The sequence below is a fragment of the Streptomyces armeniacus genome, assembly GCF_003355155.1.
Taxonomy (GTDB): Bacteria; Actinomycetota; Actinomycetes; order Streptomycetales; family Streptomycetaceae; genus Streptomyces; species Streptomyces armeniacus.
In genome coordinates this window covers 337470-351985 of sequence record NZ_CP031320.1, presented here as the reverse complement: position 1 = coordinate 351985, position 14516 = coordinate 337470, and the positions used below count along the sequence as shown (strand labels likewise).

Genomic DNA, 14516 nt, shown 5'->3' with positions numbered 1-14516 from the left:
GCTCCGGTCCCTCCGGGTGTGTCCGAACGCACGTGCCGGAGACGGCCGTTGGTGCGTTACGGGTGCCGGCTTACGCGGTGCCCTACGTCGTCCCGCGGACCGAGGTGACCGTCGCCTCCGTCGTCGGCCGCTGGTCGTACCGGTCGGGGATGCCGGACCAGCAGCGCACGATGTCCCGTACGGAAACCACGCCCACCGGCTCGTGGTCGTCCAGCACGATCAGGTGCCGGAAGCCGCCGTGCGCCATCGCCTGGGCCGCCTCGGAGAGCGTCCAGCGCGGGCTGGCGAAGACGACGTCGGTGGTCGTGTGGGCGTGTGCGAGCTCCTGTTCGGGGTCCTGTCCCGCGCCTACGGCGTTCAGGACATCGCGCTCGGTGAGGATACCGATGCCGCTGGTGTCGGTGTCGAGGACGACGGCCGCGCCGACTCCTCGCGCGGACATCAGCTGGGCGGCCTGGCGGAGTGAGTGGGTGGGGCCGATGGTCAGAACCACGGTGCTCATGGCGTCCTGGACGAGCGTGGGCATGGAGTGAGCCCCTCTCGGGAATCGATTCACAAAGTCACAAGCGCTCGATTCTCATGCTCACACGCCACCTGGGGGACAGCAAGGGGGCGCGCACAGGCCCTTCTCGAGCCTCCGCGCGCCCCGGTCACAGCCGAACGCACCGCCGTCCGCTACTGGTTCAGATACCTCAGCAGCTCGTCGTGCAGCAGCCCGTTGGACGCCGCCGCGTTGCCGCTGAGCGGGCCGCGCCGGCCGTCGAGACCGGTGAAGCGCCCGCCCGCCTCGTCGACGATGATCGCGCTGGCCGCCATGTCCCAGAGCGACAGCTCGGGCTCCGCGCACATGTCCACCGAGCCCTCGGCGACCATCATGTACGGCCAGAAGTCGCCGTAGCCGCGCGTCCGCCAGCAGTCCCGCGTCAGCTCCAGGAAGCCGCCGAGCATGCCGCGCTCCTCCCAGCCCGACAGCGAGGAGTACGCGAACGAGGCGTCCCGCACCTGCGCCACCTGCGACACCTGGAGCCGCGTCGCCTGCGAGAGGCTGCGCCCCGTGTAGGCGCCGCCGCCGCGCACCGCCCACCAGCGCCGGTTCAGCGCCGGCGCGGAGACCAGGCCGACCACCGGGTGGTCGCCGCCCTCGCTCAGCTCCGTGAGCGCGATGAGCGTCGCCCACACGGGGACGCCGCGTACGAAGTTCTTGGTGCCGTCGATCGGGTCGATGACCCAGCGCCGTGGACCGTGGCCCTCGGTGCCGAACTCCTCGCCGAGCACGGCGTCTCTGGGCCGTGCACGCTGCAGAGAGGTGCGGATCAGCTCCTCGGCGGCCTTGTCCGCGTCGCTGACCGGCGTCATGTCCGGCTTGGTCTCGACCTTGAGGTCGAGAGCCTTGAACCGTTCCATGGTCGTGGCGTCAGCGGCGTCGGCCAGCACGTGGGCGAAACGCAGATCATCGTGGAAGTCCGGCATGTGCGAACAGTATCTACCGCCCCTGGTCCCGGCCACATGGCAACGGCCATGTGGGTGTGTGCGCCATCTTGACACCCTCTGCCCGCGCGTCAATTCTGTCGGCGCACGCCAGCAACGGGCGCGGGAGGCGCGGTATGCCGTCTGCACGTGAGACCTTGCTCGAGGCCGCACACGCGGCTGTGTCGGCACGCCCGTGGGCGGGCGTCCGCATGGTCGAGATCGCCGCGAGCGCCGGGGTCTCCCGGCAGACCCTCTACAACGAGTTCGGCAGCAAGGAAGGGCTCGGCAGCGCACTGGTGAGCCAGCGGGTGACGGACTTCCTGGACAGCGCAGCCGCGGTGGCCGCGCAGTCGGCACGCAAGGGCGCCGATCCGGCGGCGAGTTGCGCCGCCGCTGCCGCCTGGATGCTGCGCACGGCCCCCGGCGAACCCCTCGTACGCGCGGCCCTCACCGGCTGCTGGGGACGCCGTATGCCCTTACCCGCGCAGGAACGGCCCGCCGAGCCGGGGGAGCTGGCCGCCGAGCTGCGTGACCGGCTGGTGGCCGGGTTCGCGGCGCAAGGCGGCGGAGGCGGCAGTGCGGGCAGCGGCGCGGCGCACGACGCGGCGACGCTGAGCCGGGCGTGCGAGGCGGGACTGCGGCTCACGCTGTCGTACCTCGTGGCGCCGGTGAAGGGGCCGGAGGAGGAACTGGGCGTGCGGGTCGACGAGGTGGTGCGCGCGCTGCTGGACTGAGGGTCTCAGTGCGCCCCGCCCGACAGCTGGAGCCCGATCACGCCCACGATCACCAACGTGATCGAGACCAGCTTCAGCACCGACACCACGTCGTCCAGGAAGACCATGCCGTAGATCGCCGTGCCCGCCGCGCCGATGCCCGTCCACACCGCGTACGCCGGGCCCACGTCGAGCCGCTTCAGCGCGAGCGTCAGCAGGCCGAAGCTGCCCAGCGCGAAGGCGCAGAAGGCCACGGTGGGCCAGAGCCGGGTGAAGCCGTGCGAGAGCTTGAGGCAGACCGCGAAGCCCGTCTCGAGGATTCCCGCGACGATGACCAGCAGCCATGCCATGGTCTTTCTGCCTCCGGTGATCGGCCCGTGTGTCCCTGCCGGGCGAGCGGCGGTTCCCTGGCGGGCCACTGCGCTCCGACGCCCCGGTGCCGGCCCCCGTGGTGAAGTATGCACATGACGGTTGCCGGAAGCGATCAGTCCCCTTCTCGCCGTTCGCGCGTCGCCAGCAGCCGCCGCAGCGAGTACAGCCGGGCCGGATCGGCGTGCCCCTCCCGGACCCAGTCGTCGAGCGCGCAGTCCTGCTCGTCGTGGCTGCACGCCCGCGGGCAGCCCTCCGTGCCGGGCACCAGGTCGGGGAACGCCTGCACGACCCGCGCCGCGTCCACGTGGTGCAGCCCGAACGAGCGCAGGCCCGGTGTGTCGATCACCCAGCCGTCGTCGCCGGGCAGCGGCAGCGCGAGCGCCGAGGTGGTGGTGTGCCGGCCGCGTCCCGTGACCGCGTTGACGACGCCCGTGGCGCGCTGCCGGTCCGGTACGAGGGCGTTCACCAGCGTCGTCTTGCCGACGCCGCTGTGCCCGACGAAGACGGTGCTGCGCCCGTACAGCAGCGTGCGTACCCGCTCGGCCGCCTCGCCCTCGGCGAGTTCACCGCGGCTGGTCACCACGTGGCGTACGCCCAACGGGTCGTACGCGTCCAGCAGTTGACGGGCCGGCGCGAGATCCGACTTGGTCAGCACCAGCAGCGCCTCGAGGCCCGCGTCGAAGGCCGCGACCAGGCACCGGTCGATGAGCCGGGGGCGCGGCTCCGGGTCGGCGAGGGCGGTGACGATGGCGAGCTGGTCGGCGTTGGCGACGATCACGCGCTCGTACGGGTCGTCGTCGTCCGCCGTCCTGCGCAGCACCGACGCCCGTTCCTCCACCCGTACGATCCGGGCCAGCGTGTCCTTCTCGCCGGACAGGTCGCCGACGACGCCGACCCGGTCGCCCACCACCACGCCCTTGCGGCCCAGTTCGCGCGCCTTCATCGCGGTGACGGTGCGGCCGTCGACGAGACAGGTGATGCGGCCGCGGTCGACGGTCAGCACGAAGCCCTCCGCCGCGTCCTCGTGCTTGGGCCTGATGTGCGTACGGGGGCGGGTGCCGCGGCGCCCGGGGCGTACGCGGATGTCGTCCTCGTCGGTGTGCTTGCCGTAGCGGCGCATCGCGGCCGGCCCTCTAGGCTCTCGCTCCGAGCAGCCCGTGCCACATGTCGGGGAAGTCGGGCAGGGTCTTGCCGGTGGTCGTGATGTTCTCGACCCGTACGTCCGGCACCACGAGGCCCAGCAGGGCGCCCGCGGTGGCGAGCCGGTGGTCGTCGTACGTGTGGAACACCCCGCCGTGCAGCGGGCGCGGGCGGATGCGCAGCCCGTCGTCGGTCTCGGTGACGTCGCCGCCCAGGCCGTTGATCTCCTTGCTGAGCGCGGCCAGCCGGTCCGTCTCGTGCAGCCGCAGATGGGCGACGCCGCGCAGCACCGACTCGGACTCGGCGAGCGCGGCCACGGCCGCGATGCCGGGCGTCAGCTCGCCCACCTCGCTCAGGTCGGCGTCGATGCCCCGGATGCGCCCGGAGCCGGTGAACGTCAGCCCGCGCTCGTCCAGCACGCAACTCCCGCCCATCTCCGAGAAGATGCCGCGCAGCGCGTCACCGGGCTGGGTGGTGTGCTCCGGCCAGTCCGGGATGGTGACCCGGCCGCCGGTGACCAGGGCGGCGGCGAGGAACGGCTGCGCGTTGGACAGGTCCGGCTCGACGACCAGGTCGCGGCCGAGCAGCGCCTTCGAGGTGACCCGCCACACGTCCGGCACGCCGCCGTCCTCGGGGGCGTCGACCTGGGCGCCCGCGGCGCGCAGCATGTCGATCGTCATCCGGATGTGCGGGGTGGACGGCAGCTTGCCGCCCTTGTGCCGCAGCTCCAGGCCCTGGTTGAAGCGCGGCCCGGAGAGCAGCAGCGCGCTGACGAACTGGCTGGACGACGACGCGTCGATCTCCACCGCCCCGCCCTCCAGCGAACCGGAGCCGTGCACGGTCATCGGCAGCGCGCCGCGCCCCTCGTCGTCGATGCGCGCGCCCAGCGCCCGCAGCCCGTCGATGACGCCGTGCAGCGGGCGCTCGTACGAGCGGGGGTCGCCGTCGAAGCGGACCGGTCCGTCGGCGAGGGCCGCGACGGGCGGCAGGAAACGCATCACCGTGCCGGCGTTGCCGACCTCGACGGTGACGGGGCCGTGCAGGCCCGCGGGGATGACGCGCCACACCTCGCCGGGCTCGTCCGGCCCGCCGAGCGACGAGCTCGACGGCACGGTCTCCTCGATCTGCACGCCCATCGCGCGCAGCGCGCCGGCCATCAGCAGGGTGTCGCGGGACCGCAGCGGGCGGCGCAGCCAGCCGGGTTCGGAGGCGAGCGCGGCGAGCACCAGACCGCGGTTGGTGACCGACTTGGAACCGGGCACGGCGACGGTCGCGTCGACAGGGCCGGGGGCGAGGGGCGCGGGCCAGAGCTCGGTGTCCGTGACTGCATGTCCGGTGGGTTCGGTCATGGCTTCACTTTAGTGGCTACCGACCCGGACAAATCCTGCTCACAGGCCGAGCAGCCAGCGTCCTCCGCCGAACAGGGAGCACAGCGAGACGGCGTGGAACAGCACCAGCCACATCGCCGGCGGCACGTGCGTCAGCCTGGCCAGCTGGTCCGCGTCCGAGTCGGGGGCGCCGCCCCGGCGGCGCTTCCCCTGCAGCTCGAACACCGGGCGTACGCCCCCCAGCAGCAGGAACCACACCGCGCCGTACGCGAACGCCGCCTGCACCTGCGCGTCCGTCAGCCAGGACACCAGCAGGAACGCGCCGCAGGTGAGCACGACGGTCAGGACCCCGTACGCGTTGCGGATCATCACGAGCATCGCCAGCAGCAGCGCGGTCGCGCCCCACAGGAGCGCGGTGATGTGGTTGGCGGCCAGCAGCCAGGCGCCGCCGAGGCCGAGGAGCGAGGGGGCGGTGTACCCGGCGGCGGCCGTCAGCACCATGCCGATGCCGTGCGGCTTGCCGCGGGACACGGTCAGCCCGGAGGTGTCCGAGTGCAGGCGTATCCCGTCCAGGCGGCGACCGGTGAGCAGCGCGACCAGGCCGTGGCCGCCCTCGTGCGCGATCGTCACGGCGTTCCGTGCGAGGCGCCACACGTTGTGGGGCGTGACGACGGCGAGGGCGACGAGTCCGGTGGCGATGACCAGCCACTGGTCCGGGTCGGGCTGGGAGCCGAAGACCCGGTCCCAGAGATCGGTGATGCTCGCGTTTTCCATGTGTCGCTGCGTCCTCCCCTAATCTCGCCTTTTTCTCCCCTTGCAACGGGCGGCGGCGCTCCGCCGTGCCGTGGCAGTCTGGCACTTATGTGCGGACGCTATGCAGCCAGCAGGAAGCCCGAGGATCTGGTCGGGCTGTTCGAGGTGGAGAAGTGGCAGCCCACGGAGACCGTGGAGGCGGACTGGAACGTCGCCCCCACGAAGCAGGTCCACGCCGTGCTGGACCGCCCCGTGAAGGGCGCGGACGAGCCGCGGCCCGTGCGCCAGCTGCGGACCCTGAAGTGGGGCCTGGTGCCCGGCTGGGCGAAGTCGCCGGACATGGGCGTCAAGATGATCAACGCGCGGGCGGAGACGGTGCACGAGAAGTCCGCGTACCGCCGCCCCTTCGCCGCCCGCCGCTGCCTGCTCCCGGCCGACGGCTATTACGAGTGGGTGACCGCGAAGTCCGAGCTGGACCTCGAGCAGGAGGGGAAGAAGAAGCGCCCGCGCAAGCAGCCGTACTTCGTGACGCCGACGGACGGCAGCGTGTTCGCCATGGCCGGGCTGTACGAGTTCTGGCGCGACCGCACGCTCGCCGACGACCACCCGCAGGCGTGGTGGACGACCTGCACCGTGATCACGACGGAGGCGGAGACGACGCTGCTGGCGAACGCGACCGGGGAGTCGGACGCGCCGGGCCCGCAGTCGCTCGCGGACATCCACCCACGGATGCCGCTGATGATGACGCAGGACCGCTGGGACGCCTGGCTGGACCCGGCCCGTACGGACCCGGACGAGCTGCGCGAGCTGCTCGCGCCGCCCCCGCCGGGGCTGCTGCGGGCGTATCCGGTGTCGACGGACGTCAGCAACGTACGGAACAACGGGCCGGAGCTGCTGAAGGAGCTGGCGGCGCCGGAGGAGGAGACGCTGTTCTGAGCCGGTCCGGAGCCGCGGGCCGGAGCCGTTGTCCGGGCCGTTGTTCCGGGCCGCGTTCCGCGGCGGGCGCGCCGTACGGCAGTGCTGTACGGGGCGGGCGCGCCGGATGGGGCACGCTGGACGCATGAGCAAGCGGAAGACCGAGGCGGAGGGCGAGCCGTACGCCCGTCCGCCCGAGCCCGCCACCGAGACGGTCGCCACACCGTCCGGCGACGCCCGTATCAGCTGGTACGAGGCGCCCGACGCGCGGCTGGTGGTGGCGCTGGGCCACGGCGCGGGCGGCGGCATCGAGGCACGCGACCTGCGGGCGCTGGCCGCCGCGCTGCCCGCGCAGGGCGCGACCGTCGCCCTGGTGGAGCAGCCCTGGCGGGTCGCGGGGAAGAAGGTCGCTCCGGCGCCGCGCACCCTGGACACCGCGTGGACCGCGCTCTGGCCCGCCCTCGCCGCACGCGGGCTGCCGGTCGTCGCGGGCGGGCGGAGCGCCGGGGCGCGCGTGGCCTGCCGTACGGGCGCGGAGCTGGGGGCGCGCGCGGTGCTCGCGCTGTCGTTCCCGCTGCATCCGCCGGGGAAGCCGGAGAGGTCGCGGGCGGCGGAGCTGGCCGGTACGGGCCTGCCGACCCTCGTCGTCCAGGGCGGGCGCGATCCCTTCGGGACGCCCGGCGAGTTCCCGGAGGGCACGGAGATCACCGAGGTGCCCGGCGGCGACCACGGCTTCGCGGTGCTGAAGCAGGCGGAGGTCACGCAGGAGGAGGCGCTGGCCGTGCTCACCGAGTCGGTGCTGGCCTGGCTGCGCGCGCTGCCGCCGCCGCTTCCGGCCGCCGGCCCGGAGTGACCGTTCCTGGCCGGTTCTCGCCTGCTCTGACCGGCGGCGATCGGTTTCAACCGGTTTGGCGAGGCGGGAATGCGTACGGGGATGTGGTTGTTGACGCGATAACCAAGCAGCACGTCTCGACGAGAGGAAGCCGCCCCCATGGGTTCTGTCGCTTGCCCGCAGCGTCCCCAGGCCGCTGACCTGGACTGGGCCACGCTCGCGCTGGCCGGTACCCCGAAGATTCCGGCGGCGGGGGGAGTGGATCGTCGTCTATTCTCCGATTCGAGCGGGTCCTCTTTCGGACCCGGCACATCATCGGAGGAGGTGGGTCCGGTCACCGGGACCGACGACGGCACGGAAAGCACGCCGAACACGCCGCACGAGACCGCCGCGGAGCGCAGCGCGCGCTTCGAGCGGGACGCCCTCATGTTCCTGGACCAGATGTACTCCGCCGCGCTCCGCATGACGCGGAACCCGGCCGATGCGGAGGACCTCGTACAGGAGACGTACGCGAAGGCGTACGCGTCCTTCCATCAGTTCCGCGAGGGCACCAACCTCAAGGCGTGGCTCTACCGCATCCTGACCAACACCTTCATCAACTCCTACCGCAAGAAGCAGCGTGAGCCGCAGCGCAGCGCCGCCGAGGAGATCGAGGACTGGCAGCTGGCGCGCGCCGAGTCGCACATGTCCACCGGACTGCGCTCGGCCGAGGCGCAGGCGCTGGACCACCTGCCGGACTCCGACGTGAAGGAAGCTCTCCAGGCGATTCCGGAGGAATTCCGGATCGCTGTCTATCTCGCCGATGTCGAGGGGTTTGCCTACAAGGAGATCGCGGACATCATGGGGACACCCATCGGCACGGTGATGTCCCGTCTGCACCGCGGACGGCGGCAGCTGCGCGGCATGCTGGAGGACTACGCCCGGGACCGCGGGCTGGTCCCGGCGGGCGCCGCACCCGCGCCGACCGGGTCGGCTCCGGCGCAGCCGGAGTACGGCGTCTCCTCGGCGCAGCCGGGGTTCGGGGAAGAGTCGTCGCACGACCGGAAAGGCTCGGGCTCATGAGTTGCGGAGAGCCGCATGAAATGGACTGCTCCGAGGTCCTGGACCATCTCTATGAGTACCTCGACAAGGAGATGCCCGACAGGGACTGCGAGAAGTTCAAGGAGCACTTCGACGAATGCTCCCCGTGCTTCGAGAAGTACGGCCTGGAGCAGGAGGTCAAGAAGCTCGTGAAGCGGTGCTGCGGGCACGACGACGTGCCGTCGGACCTGCGGTCCAAGGTCATGGGCCGGATCGACATGATCCGTGCGGGCGGCGTCACGCCGGAAGAGCCCGCGGAGGAGGACGCGCCGGCCACCGGTCCGCGCAAGCACCTCGCCTGACGGCGTGGCAACAGCCCCTCCCAATACGGCAGTTGAGCCGTGAACGGTAGCTTCCGTAGGGCGATTCACTCGATCGAGTGCGCTCGATGCCGCTCGTAAGGACCAATGCGGGTATGAGCCCGCGCGGACCCCTTACGGCGGCCTATCCTCCCCAACCTGTGGCAAGCGGGGAGGAGTCGCGATGCGGATACGGGGTGCCGGGCTGCCGTGGGGCGCGCGCGTCCTCATCGTGTGCGCGGCGGTGGCCGCCGCCGGCTGCGCTTTACCCGCCGTCATACGCCCCGCCGGCACGGACTGGGCCGCGCTGGTCCCGCTCGCCGCGCTGTACGCGCTGTGCGAATGGATGCCGCGCTGCCCCCTGATGAGCCACCGGGTGCCGCAGCGCATAGGCCCGCTGTTCCCCGTGCTGCTCACCGCCGCGTTCCTGCTCCCGCCCGAGGCCGCGGCGCTCGCCCCGCTCGGCGGGGCCCTGTGCGGCCGCGTCGAGCCGCACCACGCGGCCGCGCGGCGCGTCTGGCACGCCGCACAGCTCGGGCTGGCCGCGTACGCCGCCGCGCACGTACGGGAGCGCATGGCGGGGGCGGACGCGGCGGAGCTCGCCGCAGCCGACTTCCCCGGCGCGCTGTTCCCGGCGTGCGCCACCGCGTTGACCTTCTGCGCCGTCGTCAGCGTCCTCGACGGCGCCGTCCTGGTCCTCGCCGAACGCTGCTCCCCGCGCGCCGCCTTCCGCGGCCAGCCGCTGCGCAACGCGGCGCCGTACGTCGTCCACGGGCTGGCCGGCCTGATGATGGCGGTGCTGTGGCGCAGCCCGTACGGGCCGGTCGCCGCGCTGTTCGTGCTGCTGCCCATGTACATCTCCGCCTGGGTCTTCGCGCAGTACCACCGCGAGCGCGCCGCGCACCAGGCCACCATCCGCGCCCTCGTACAGGCCGTCGACATCAAGGACCGCTACACCCGCGGCCACAGCGAACGCGTCGGCCGCGCCTCCGTCCTGATCGCCCGCGAGCTCGGCATGGACGAGGAGCGTACGGAGGCGCTCCGGTTCGCCGGCATCCTGCACGACGTCGGCAAGCTCGGCGTGCCCACCCGGCTGCTGCGCAAGGACGGCCCGCTCACGCCGCAGGAGAGACGCGTCATCGAGCTGCACCCCGAGTACGGGCACGAGATGGTGCGCGGCATCCGCTTCCTCGGCGACGTGCGCTGCGCGATCCTGCACCACCACGAGCGGCTGGACGGCCGCGGCTATCCGTACGGGCTGTCCGGCGGCCAGATCCCCGAGTTCGCGCGGGTCGTCGCGGTGGCGGACGCGTTCGACGCGATGACCTCGACCCGCTCGTACCGCAAGGCGCTGCCCGTGTCCCGCGCCGTCGCGGAGCTCGAGGACTGCGCGGGCACGCAGTTCGACCCCCGTATGGTCGCGGCGCTCGCCCGCGCGCTGGCACGGGATGGCTGGTCGCCCGCCGTGACGGCCGATGCCGGCGGCGCGGAACCCGGCGGTCCGCCGGAGGACTTCCCGGACCTCGTCGTCGGACTGCCCGGTACGCGCGCCGAGACCGCGCCCTGGTCCGAGACCGCGTACCCGTCCGGGCCCGCGCACCGTGCCGAGACCGCGGGGCCGCCGGCGTGAGCCGCCGGGTGGCGGCGGTGCACGCCGCCGCGGTCGCGCTCGGCGGTGCGGCGATCGCCGGCACCCTGGCGCGCGGCCTCCAACAGCCCGGCATCGCCCTCGCGTTCGGGATGGTCATCACCGTCGGCGAGCTCGTACGGGTGCGGCTGCCCGGCACGGACCACTCCGTCGGGCCGCTCGGCACCGCCGGCGCGCTCGGCTACGCGCTGCTCGGCGAGGCGGGCGGGCGCGCGACCAGCCACGGCGCGCTCCAGGTCGTCGCCGTCGTCGTGACCGCGACCCTGCTGGGGCTGGCGCCGCACCTCGCCGCAGAACGGGCGGCGGGCCGCGCGTTCGTGCTCGACCACGCCGTACGCAGGGTGCTCGCCGCCGGATTCGCCGCCGTCTGCTTCCAACCGCTGTACAGCACCGGCACGTTGGAGCGCTGGGTCGGCACCGGCCCGTACTACGCGCTGTGGCTGCTCGCCGTCGTGCTGCTCACCGCCCTGTGCGACGCGGTGCTCGCCGCCGTCCTCGCCGCGGGGCGTACGGGCTGGCCTTACGCGCCGCTGCTGCGCGACCAGTTGCGCGCCACCGTCGGCATCATCCCGGCGATCGTCGCGACCGGCGCCGTCATCGCGCTCGCCGTCGCCGTGGCGGGGCTGTGGGCGCTGCCGGTCTTCTGTGTGCCGCTGCTGCTCACGCAGTTCTCGTTCCGGCGCTACGCGGCGGTGCGGACCACGTACCGGCAGACCATCGTGTCACTCGCACGGGCGACCGAGGTCGCCGGCTACACCCCGCACGGGCACGCGCGCCGCGTCGCCGCGCTCAGCCGCGCCGTGGCACGCGAGCTGGGCCTGGGCGAACCCGAACTCACCGTTCTGGAGTACGCCGCCCTCATGCACGACATCGGCCAGCTGTCCCTGGTCGACCCGGTGGCCGCCGGCGCCACCGAGCCGCTGGACCCCGCGCAGCGGCGCCGGATCGCGCTGCTGGGCGGCGCGGTCGTACGGCAGACGGGCGTGCCCACCGAGGTCGCCGTCGTCGTCGAGCGGCAGGCCGATCCGTACCGTGAGCAACCCCTCACCGCCCGCATCGTGCGCGCCGTCAACGCGTACGAGGACCTGGTGGCCCGATCCGGGCACGGCACCGCGGACACCTCCGGAGAGACCGAACCGCCGGACGGGCGGGACGGAATAGCGGGTCCGCTGCACGCGCTGGAGCGACTGCGGCTGGGGTGCGCGCGGGACTACGACCCGCGCGTGGTGGAAGCGCTCGCCCGGGTCGTGTCCGAGGGCAAGGTGCCCTGACATACGGGTAGTGAGCGGGCACCCGAGTGGGCATGGTTGGATGCGAAGAGGGGAACCGGAAAGCGCGGAGGCAGCGCACAGGACAAGCGCACACAGACCCCGTACGGACGCACCGGACAGGGCGCGGATGACAACCGGCAGGCGGGAATCAGGCGGCACATAGTGAGGATCTTCGGCAAGGTGCGGCACCGGCCCTCCGCCTCCTGGCGGCAGGCGACGGACCGCGCGTTCACGCTTATAGGCGACGGGCGTTACGAGGACGCCGGCGCCCTGCTGACGCGTGCCGCGGATCTGGAGCCGTGGCTCTCCGAGTCGTGGTTCAACCTCGCGCTGCTGCACAAGTTCCGGCACGACTGGGAGCAGGCGCGCGCCGCCGGGCTGCGCGCCGTCGCGCTGCTGGACCGCGACGCCGGGGCGCCCGACTGGTGGAACGTCGGCATCGCCGCCACCGCGCTCCAGGACTGGCCCCTCGCGCGGCGCGCCTGGCAGGCGTACGGGCTGCGGGTGCCGGGCGAGGCGCACGGCTCGGCCGCGGCCGGGGAACCGACCGGGATGCAGCTGGGCAGCGCCGCCGTACGGCTCTCGCCGGAGGGCGAGGCCGAGGTCGTCTGGGGGCGGAGGATCGATCCGGCACGGCTGGAGATCCAGAGCATCCCGCTGCCCTCGTCCGGCCGCCGCTGGGGCGAGGTGGTGCTGCACGACGGGGTGCCGCACGGCGAGCGCACGACCTCCGCCGGCCCGTCGTACCCCGTCTTCGACGAGATCGAACTGTGGGCGCCCTCGCCCGTGCCCACCTGGGTGGTGCTGCTGGACGCCGCCACGGAGTCGGACCGCGACGCGCTGGAGCGGCTCGCGGCCGAGGCGGGGTTCGCCGCCGAGGACTGGTCCTCGTCGGTGCGGCTGCTGTGCCGCTCCTGCTCGGAGAGCCGGATGCCCAGCGACGAGGGCGACGGCTCGCTCCATCTCGACCCGCACGACCACAGCTCGCCCGGCCACCCCGGGCCGCTCGGCCACATGACCTCCGGCGGGCCCGGCGATCTGTGGGTGCCGGAGCGCGAGTGCGGGCTGGCGGCGCCGGCCGGGCTCGTACGCGGGCTGCTGGACGGCTGGGTCGCGGACAGCCCGGACAGCCGGGAGTGGCGGGATCTGGAAGAGGTCTGCTGACCGCGCCGTACCCTGTAGGGCGAAACTGTGTAGGGCGTAACAGCCAGTGTGGTCCCCGGCGCGACCGGGCGTGAGGAAGGCGTACGACGGCATGTCGCAGCAGCAGGAGACCCGGTCGGAGACCGCCGACGAGTTCGTGGTCGACACGGAGGACTGTGCGGAGCGTGAGGCGGCGCACGTCGCGCGCGGCACCGCGCACCCGGTCACGGTCGTCGGCAACCCGGTCCTGCACAGGGAGTGCAAGGACGTCACCGAGTTCGACGACGGGCTGGCCCGGCTGATCGACGACATGTTCGCGAGCCAGCGCGCCGCCGAGGGGGTCGGGCTGGCCGCCAACCAGATCGGCGTCGACCTGAAGGTGTTCGTGTACGACTGCCCGGACGACGACGGCGTACGGCACGTGGGCGTCGTGTGCAACCCGGTGCTGGACGAACTCCCCGCCGACCGGCGGGTGCTGGACGACTCCAACGAGGGCTGCCTGTCCGTTCCTACCGCGTACGCGCCGCTCGCCCGCCCCGACTACGCCGTGGTGCGCGGGCAGGACGCCGAGGGCAAGCCGATCGCGGTGCGCGGCAGCGGGTACTTCGCGCGCTGCCTCCAGCACGAGACGGACCACCTGTACGGGTACCTGTACATCGACCGGCTCTCGAAGCGTGAGCGCAAGGACGCCCTCCAGCAGATGGCGGAGGGGACGCCGCGGTACGAGACGGTGCCGAACGACTGACGACTGACGGGTGACCGCCGGCGGCCGGGTGCCGGGATCCGGGGCACGCTGGTCAACGGCGTTCAATGGCCCGGCCATTGGCAGTTTCGCGGTGATGTTGACGCGTTGGCCTGGGCACGCCAATCTCGGTGTTCCCCCACACCAACGGAGGCAGCATGCTCCCCAGCAACGTTCCGGGCGACCGGCGTGACCCGCGGCCGAGACGGCGCCGTGTGACGCGCGTCCTCGCCGCCGCTGGCGCCGCGGTGGCGCTCGTGGCCGGAGGCGTCACCGCCACCGCCGTGGCCGCGCCCGGCGGCGCGCCCGCCGAGGCGACCGAGGCGCAGCCGCTGGCCAAGCTCAGCCACGGGCAGGCGACCGACAAGTTCAGCGCGGCCGGCCTCACCTGGTCGTCCAGCGGCAACTGCTCGGACCGCAACAACTCCACCTGCACCTCGTTCGACCAGATCAACTCGGCGACGGTGGACGGCGTGATCACGCTCAAGAGCGCCAGCGGCTGCGCGATCAACCTCACCGGCGGCACCGAGACCGGGCACGCGGACGGCACGTACAGCCACTGGAACGGCTACAAGGTCGACTTCAGCCTGTCGAGCTGCCTCGACAACTACATTCAGGGCACGTTCACCTCCATCGGCGGCTCCAAGTGGAAGTCCGGCTCCGGGAACATCTACTACCGGGAGGGCAACCACTGGGACGTGACCTACCACAACTGCGGCGGCTGCTGAGTCCCCCCTCGCACGGCCGGCCGTGGGCGTCCGCGGCCGGTCCCCGTACGTCGCGTGTACGGAGACCGGCCGCGCCGTCGCC

General features: G+C 72.9%; 16 protein-coding genes. 10 read left to right on the top strand and 6 right to left on the bottom strand.

Annotated elements, in window-relative coordinates:
- Nucleotides 1–82 precede the first annotated feature (82 nt).
- Both DVA86_RS01535 and hisN read right to left on the bottom strand, forming a co-directional pair.
- Entirely contained in the window at nt 83–526 is a 444-nt protein-coding gene (locus DVA86_RS01535; protein WP_208875099.1) for a CBS domain-containing protein, read from the bottom strand.
- A 149-nt stretch (nt 527–675) separates the two neighbouring features.
- On the bottom strand, nt 676–1470 hold the full coding sequence (gene hisN, locus DVA86_RS01530; protein WP_208875096.1) for a histidinol-phosphatase: 795 nt from the start codon (nt 1468–1470) through the stop codon (nt 676–678).
- Nucleotides 1471–1604: 134 nt separating this feature from the next.
- Here hisN and DVA86_RS01525 point away from each other — a divergent pair, with 134 nt between their 5' ends.
- Nucleotides 1605–2204, top strand: coding sequence for a TetR/AcrR family transcriptional regulator (locus tag DVA86_RS01525; protein ID WP_208875095.1), 600 nt, complete (start codon nt 1605–1607; stop codon nt 2202–2204).
- A 5-nt stretch (nt 2205–2209) separates the two neighbouring features.
- Here DVA86_RS01525 and DVA86_RS01520 read toward each other — a convergent pair whose 3' ends face one another.
- The 4 genes from DVA86_RS01520 to DVA86_RS01505 form a co-directional block, all read right to left on the bottom strand.
- A complete protein-coding gene (locus DVA86_RS01520) occupies nt 2210–2533 on the bottom strand; it encodes a DMT family transporter (protein WP_208875094.1) in 324 nt (107 codons plus the stop codon).
- Between the two features lie 134 nt (nt 2534–2667).
- On the bottom strand, nt 2668–3675 hold the full coding sequence (gene rsgA / locus DVA86_RS01515) for a ribosome small subunit-dependent GTPase A (RefSeq protein ID WP_208875093.1): 1008 nt from the start codon (nt 3673–3675) through the stop codon (nt 2668–2670).
- Nucleotides 3676–3688: 13 nt separating this feature from the next.
- Nucleotides 3689–5044 carry a 3-phosphoshikimate 1-carboxyvinyltransferase gene (gene aroA, locus DVA86_RS01510; RefSeq protein ID WP_208875092.1) on the bottom strand — a complete coding sequence of 452 codons (1356 nt, stop codon included), beginning with the start codon at nt 5042–5044 and terminating at the stop codon, nt 3689–3691.
- Between the two features lie 39 nt (nt 5045–5083).
- The gene (locus tag DVA86_RS01505) at nt 5084–5797 is read right to left on the bottom strand and encodes a M50 family metallopeptidase (RefSeq protein WP_208875091.1); all 714 of its coding nucleotides are present in this window, start codon (nt 5795–5797) and stop codon (nt 5084–5086) included.
- Nucleotides 5798–5884: 87 nt separating this feature from the next.
- Between DVA86_RS01505 and DVA86_RS01500 the strand changes: the two genes are divergently transcribed.
- From DVA86_RS01500 to DVA86_RS01460, 9 genes are all read left to right on the top strand, one after another.
- Nucleotides 5885–6712, top strand: coding sequence for an SOS response-associated peptidase (locus DVA86_RS01500; RefSeq protein ID WP_208875090.1), 828 nt, complete (start codon nt 5885–5887; stop codon nt 6710–6712).
- A 124-nt stretch (nt 6713–6836) separates the two neighbouring features.
- Nucleotides 6837–7544, top strand: coding sequence for an alpha/beta hydrolase family protein (locus DVA86_RS01495; RefSeq protein WP_208875089.1), 708 nt, complete (start codon nt 6837–6839; stop codon nt 7542–7544).
- A 303-nt stretch (nt 7545–7847) separates the two neighbouring features.
- Nucleotides 7848–8585, top strand: a complete 738-nt coding sequence (locus DVA86_RS01490; RefSeq protein WP_425470738.1) for a sigma-70 family RNA polymerase sigma factor — start codon at nt 7848–7850, stop codon at nt 8583–8585.
- A complete protein-coding gene (gene rsrA / locus DVA86_RS01485; RefSeq protein ID WP_208875087.1) occupies nt 8582–8905 on the top strand; it encodes a mycothiol system anti-sigma-R factor in 324 nt (107 codons plus the stop codon). The genes DVA86_RS01490 and rsrA overlap by 4 nt, the downstream gene beginning before the upstream one ends.
- 181 nt (nt 8906–9086) lie before the next feature.
- Nucleotides 9087–10532 carry an HD-GYP domain-containing protein gene (locus tag DVA86_RS01480; RefSeq protein WP_208875086.1) on the top strand — a complete coding sequence of 482 codons (1446 nt, stop codon included), beginning with the start codon at nt 9087–9089 and terminating at the stop codon, nt 10530–10532.
- Nucleotides 10529–11821: an HD-GYP domain-containing protein gene (locus DVA86_RS01475; protein WP_245996226.1), complete on the top strand. Its 1293-nt coding sequence runs from the start codon at nt 10529–10531 to the stop codon at nt 11819–11821. Before DVA86_RS01480 ends, DVA86_RS01475 begins: the two co-directional genes overlap by 4 nt.
- A gap of 162 nt (nt 11822–11983) precedes the next feature.
- On the top strand, nt 11984–12985 hold the full coding sequence (locus tag DVA86_RS01470) for a tetratricopeptide repeat protein (protein WP_208875085.1): 1002 nt from the start codon (nt 11984–11986) through the stop codon (nt 12983–12985).
- Between the two features lie 91 nt (nt 12986–13076).
- Complete coding sequence (gene def, locus DVA86_RS01465; protein WP_208875083.1) at nt 13077–13709, top strand: peptide deformylase; 633 nt, start codon at nt 13077–13079, stop codon at nt 13707–13709.
- 155 nt (nt 13710–13864) lie between these two features.
- Complete coding sequence (locus DVA86_RS01460) at nt 13865–14434, top strand: hypothetical protein (RefSeq protein WP_245996220.1); 570 nt, start codon at nt 13865–13867, stop codon at nt 14432–14434.
- Nucleotides 14435–14516 lie beyond the last annotated feature (82 nt).

What these genes read in the sequence shown, in the direction of transcription:
- DVA86_RS01505 (WP_208875091.1), bottom strand. Translation starts at nt 5,797, where the DNA reads ATGGAAAACGCGAGCATCACCGATCTCTGGGACCGGGTCTTCGGCTCC.
- rsrA (WP_208875087.1), top strand. Translation starts at nt 8,582, where the DNA reads ATGAGTTGCGGAGAGCCGCATGAAATGGACTGCTCCGAGGTCCTGGAC.
- hisN (WP_208875096.1), bottom strand. Translation starts at nt 1,470, where the DNA reads ATGCCGGACTTCCACGATGATCTGCGTTTCGCCCACGTGCTGGCCGAC.
- DVA86_RS01520 (WP_208875094.1), bottom strand. Translation starts at nt 2,533, where the DNA reads ATGGCATGGCTGCTGGTCATCGTCGCGGGAATCCTCGAGACGGGCTTC.
- DVA86_RS01535 (WP_208875099.1), bottom strand. Translation starts at nt 526, where the DNA reads ATGCCCACGCTCGTCCAGGACGCCATGAGCACCGTGGTTCTGACCATC.
- rsgA (WP_208875093.1), bottom strand. Translation starts at nt 3,675, where the DNA reads ATGCGCCGCTACGGCAAGCACACCGACGAGGACGACATCCGCGTACGC.
- DVA86_RS01495 (WP_208875089.1), top strand. Translation starts at nt 6,837, where the DNA reads ATGAGCAAGCGGAAGACCGAGGCGGAGGGCGAGCCGTACGCCCGTCCG.
- DVA86_RS01480 (WP_208875086.1), top strand. Translation starts at nt 9,087, where the DNA reads ATGCGGATACGGGGTGCCGGGCTGCCGTGGGGCGCGCGCGTCCTCATC.
- DVA86_RS01500 (WP_208875090.1), top strand. Translation starts at nt 5,885, where the DNA reads ATGTGCGGACGCTATGCAGCCAGCAGGAAGCCCGAGGATCTGGTCGGG.
- def (WP_208875083.1), top strand. Translation starts at nt 13,077, where the DNA reads ATGTCGCAGCAGCAGGAGACCCGGTCGGAGACCGCCGACGAGTTCGTG.
- DVA86_RS01460 (WP_245996220.1), top strand. Translation starts at nt 13,865, where the DNA reads ATGCTCCCCAGCAACGTTCCGGGCGACCGGCGTGACCCGCGGCCGAGA.
- aroA (WP_208875092.1), bottom strand. Translation starts at nt 5,044, where the DNA reads ATGACCGAACCCACCGGACATGCAGTCACGGACACCGAGCTCTGGCCC.
- DVA86_RS01525 (WP_208875095.1), top strand. Translation starts at nt 1,605, where the DNA reads ATGCCGTCTGCACGTGAGACCTTGCTCGAGGCCGCACACGCGGCTGTG.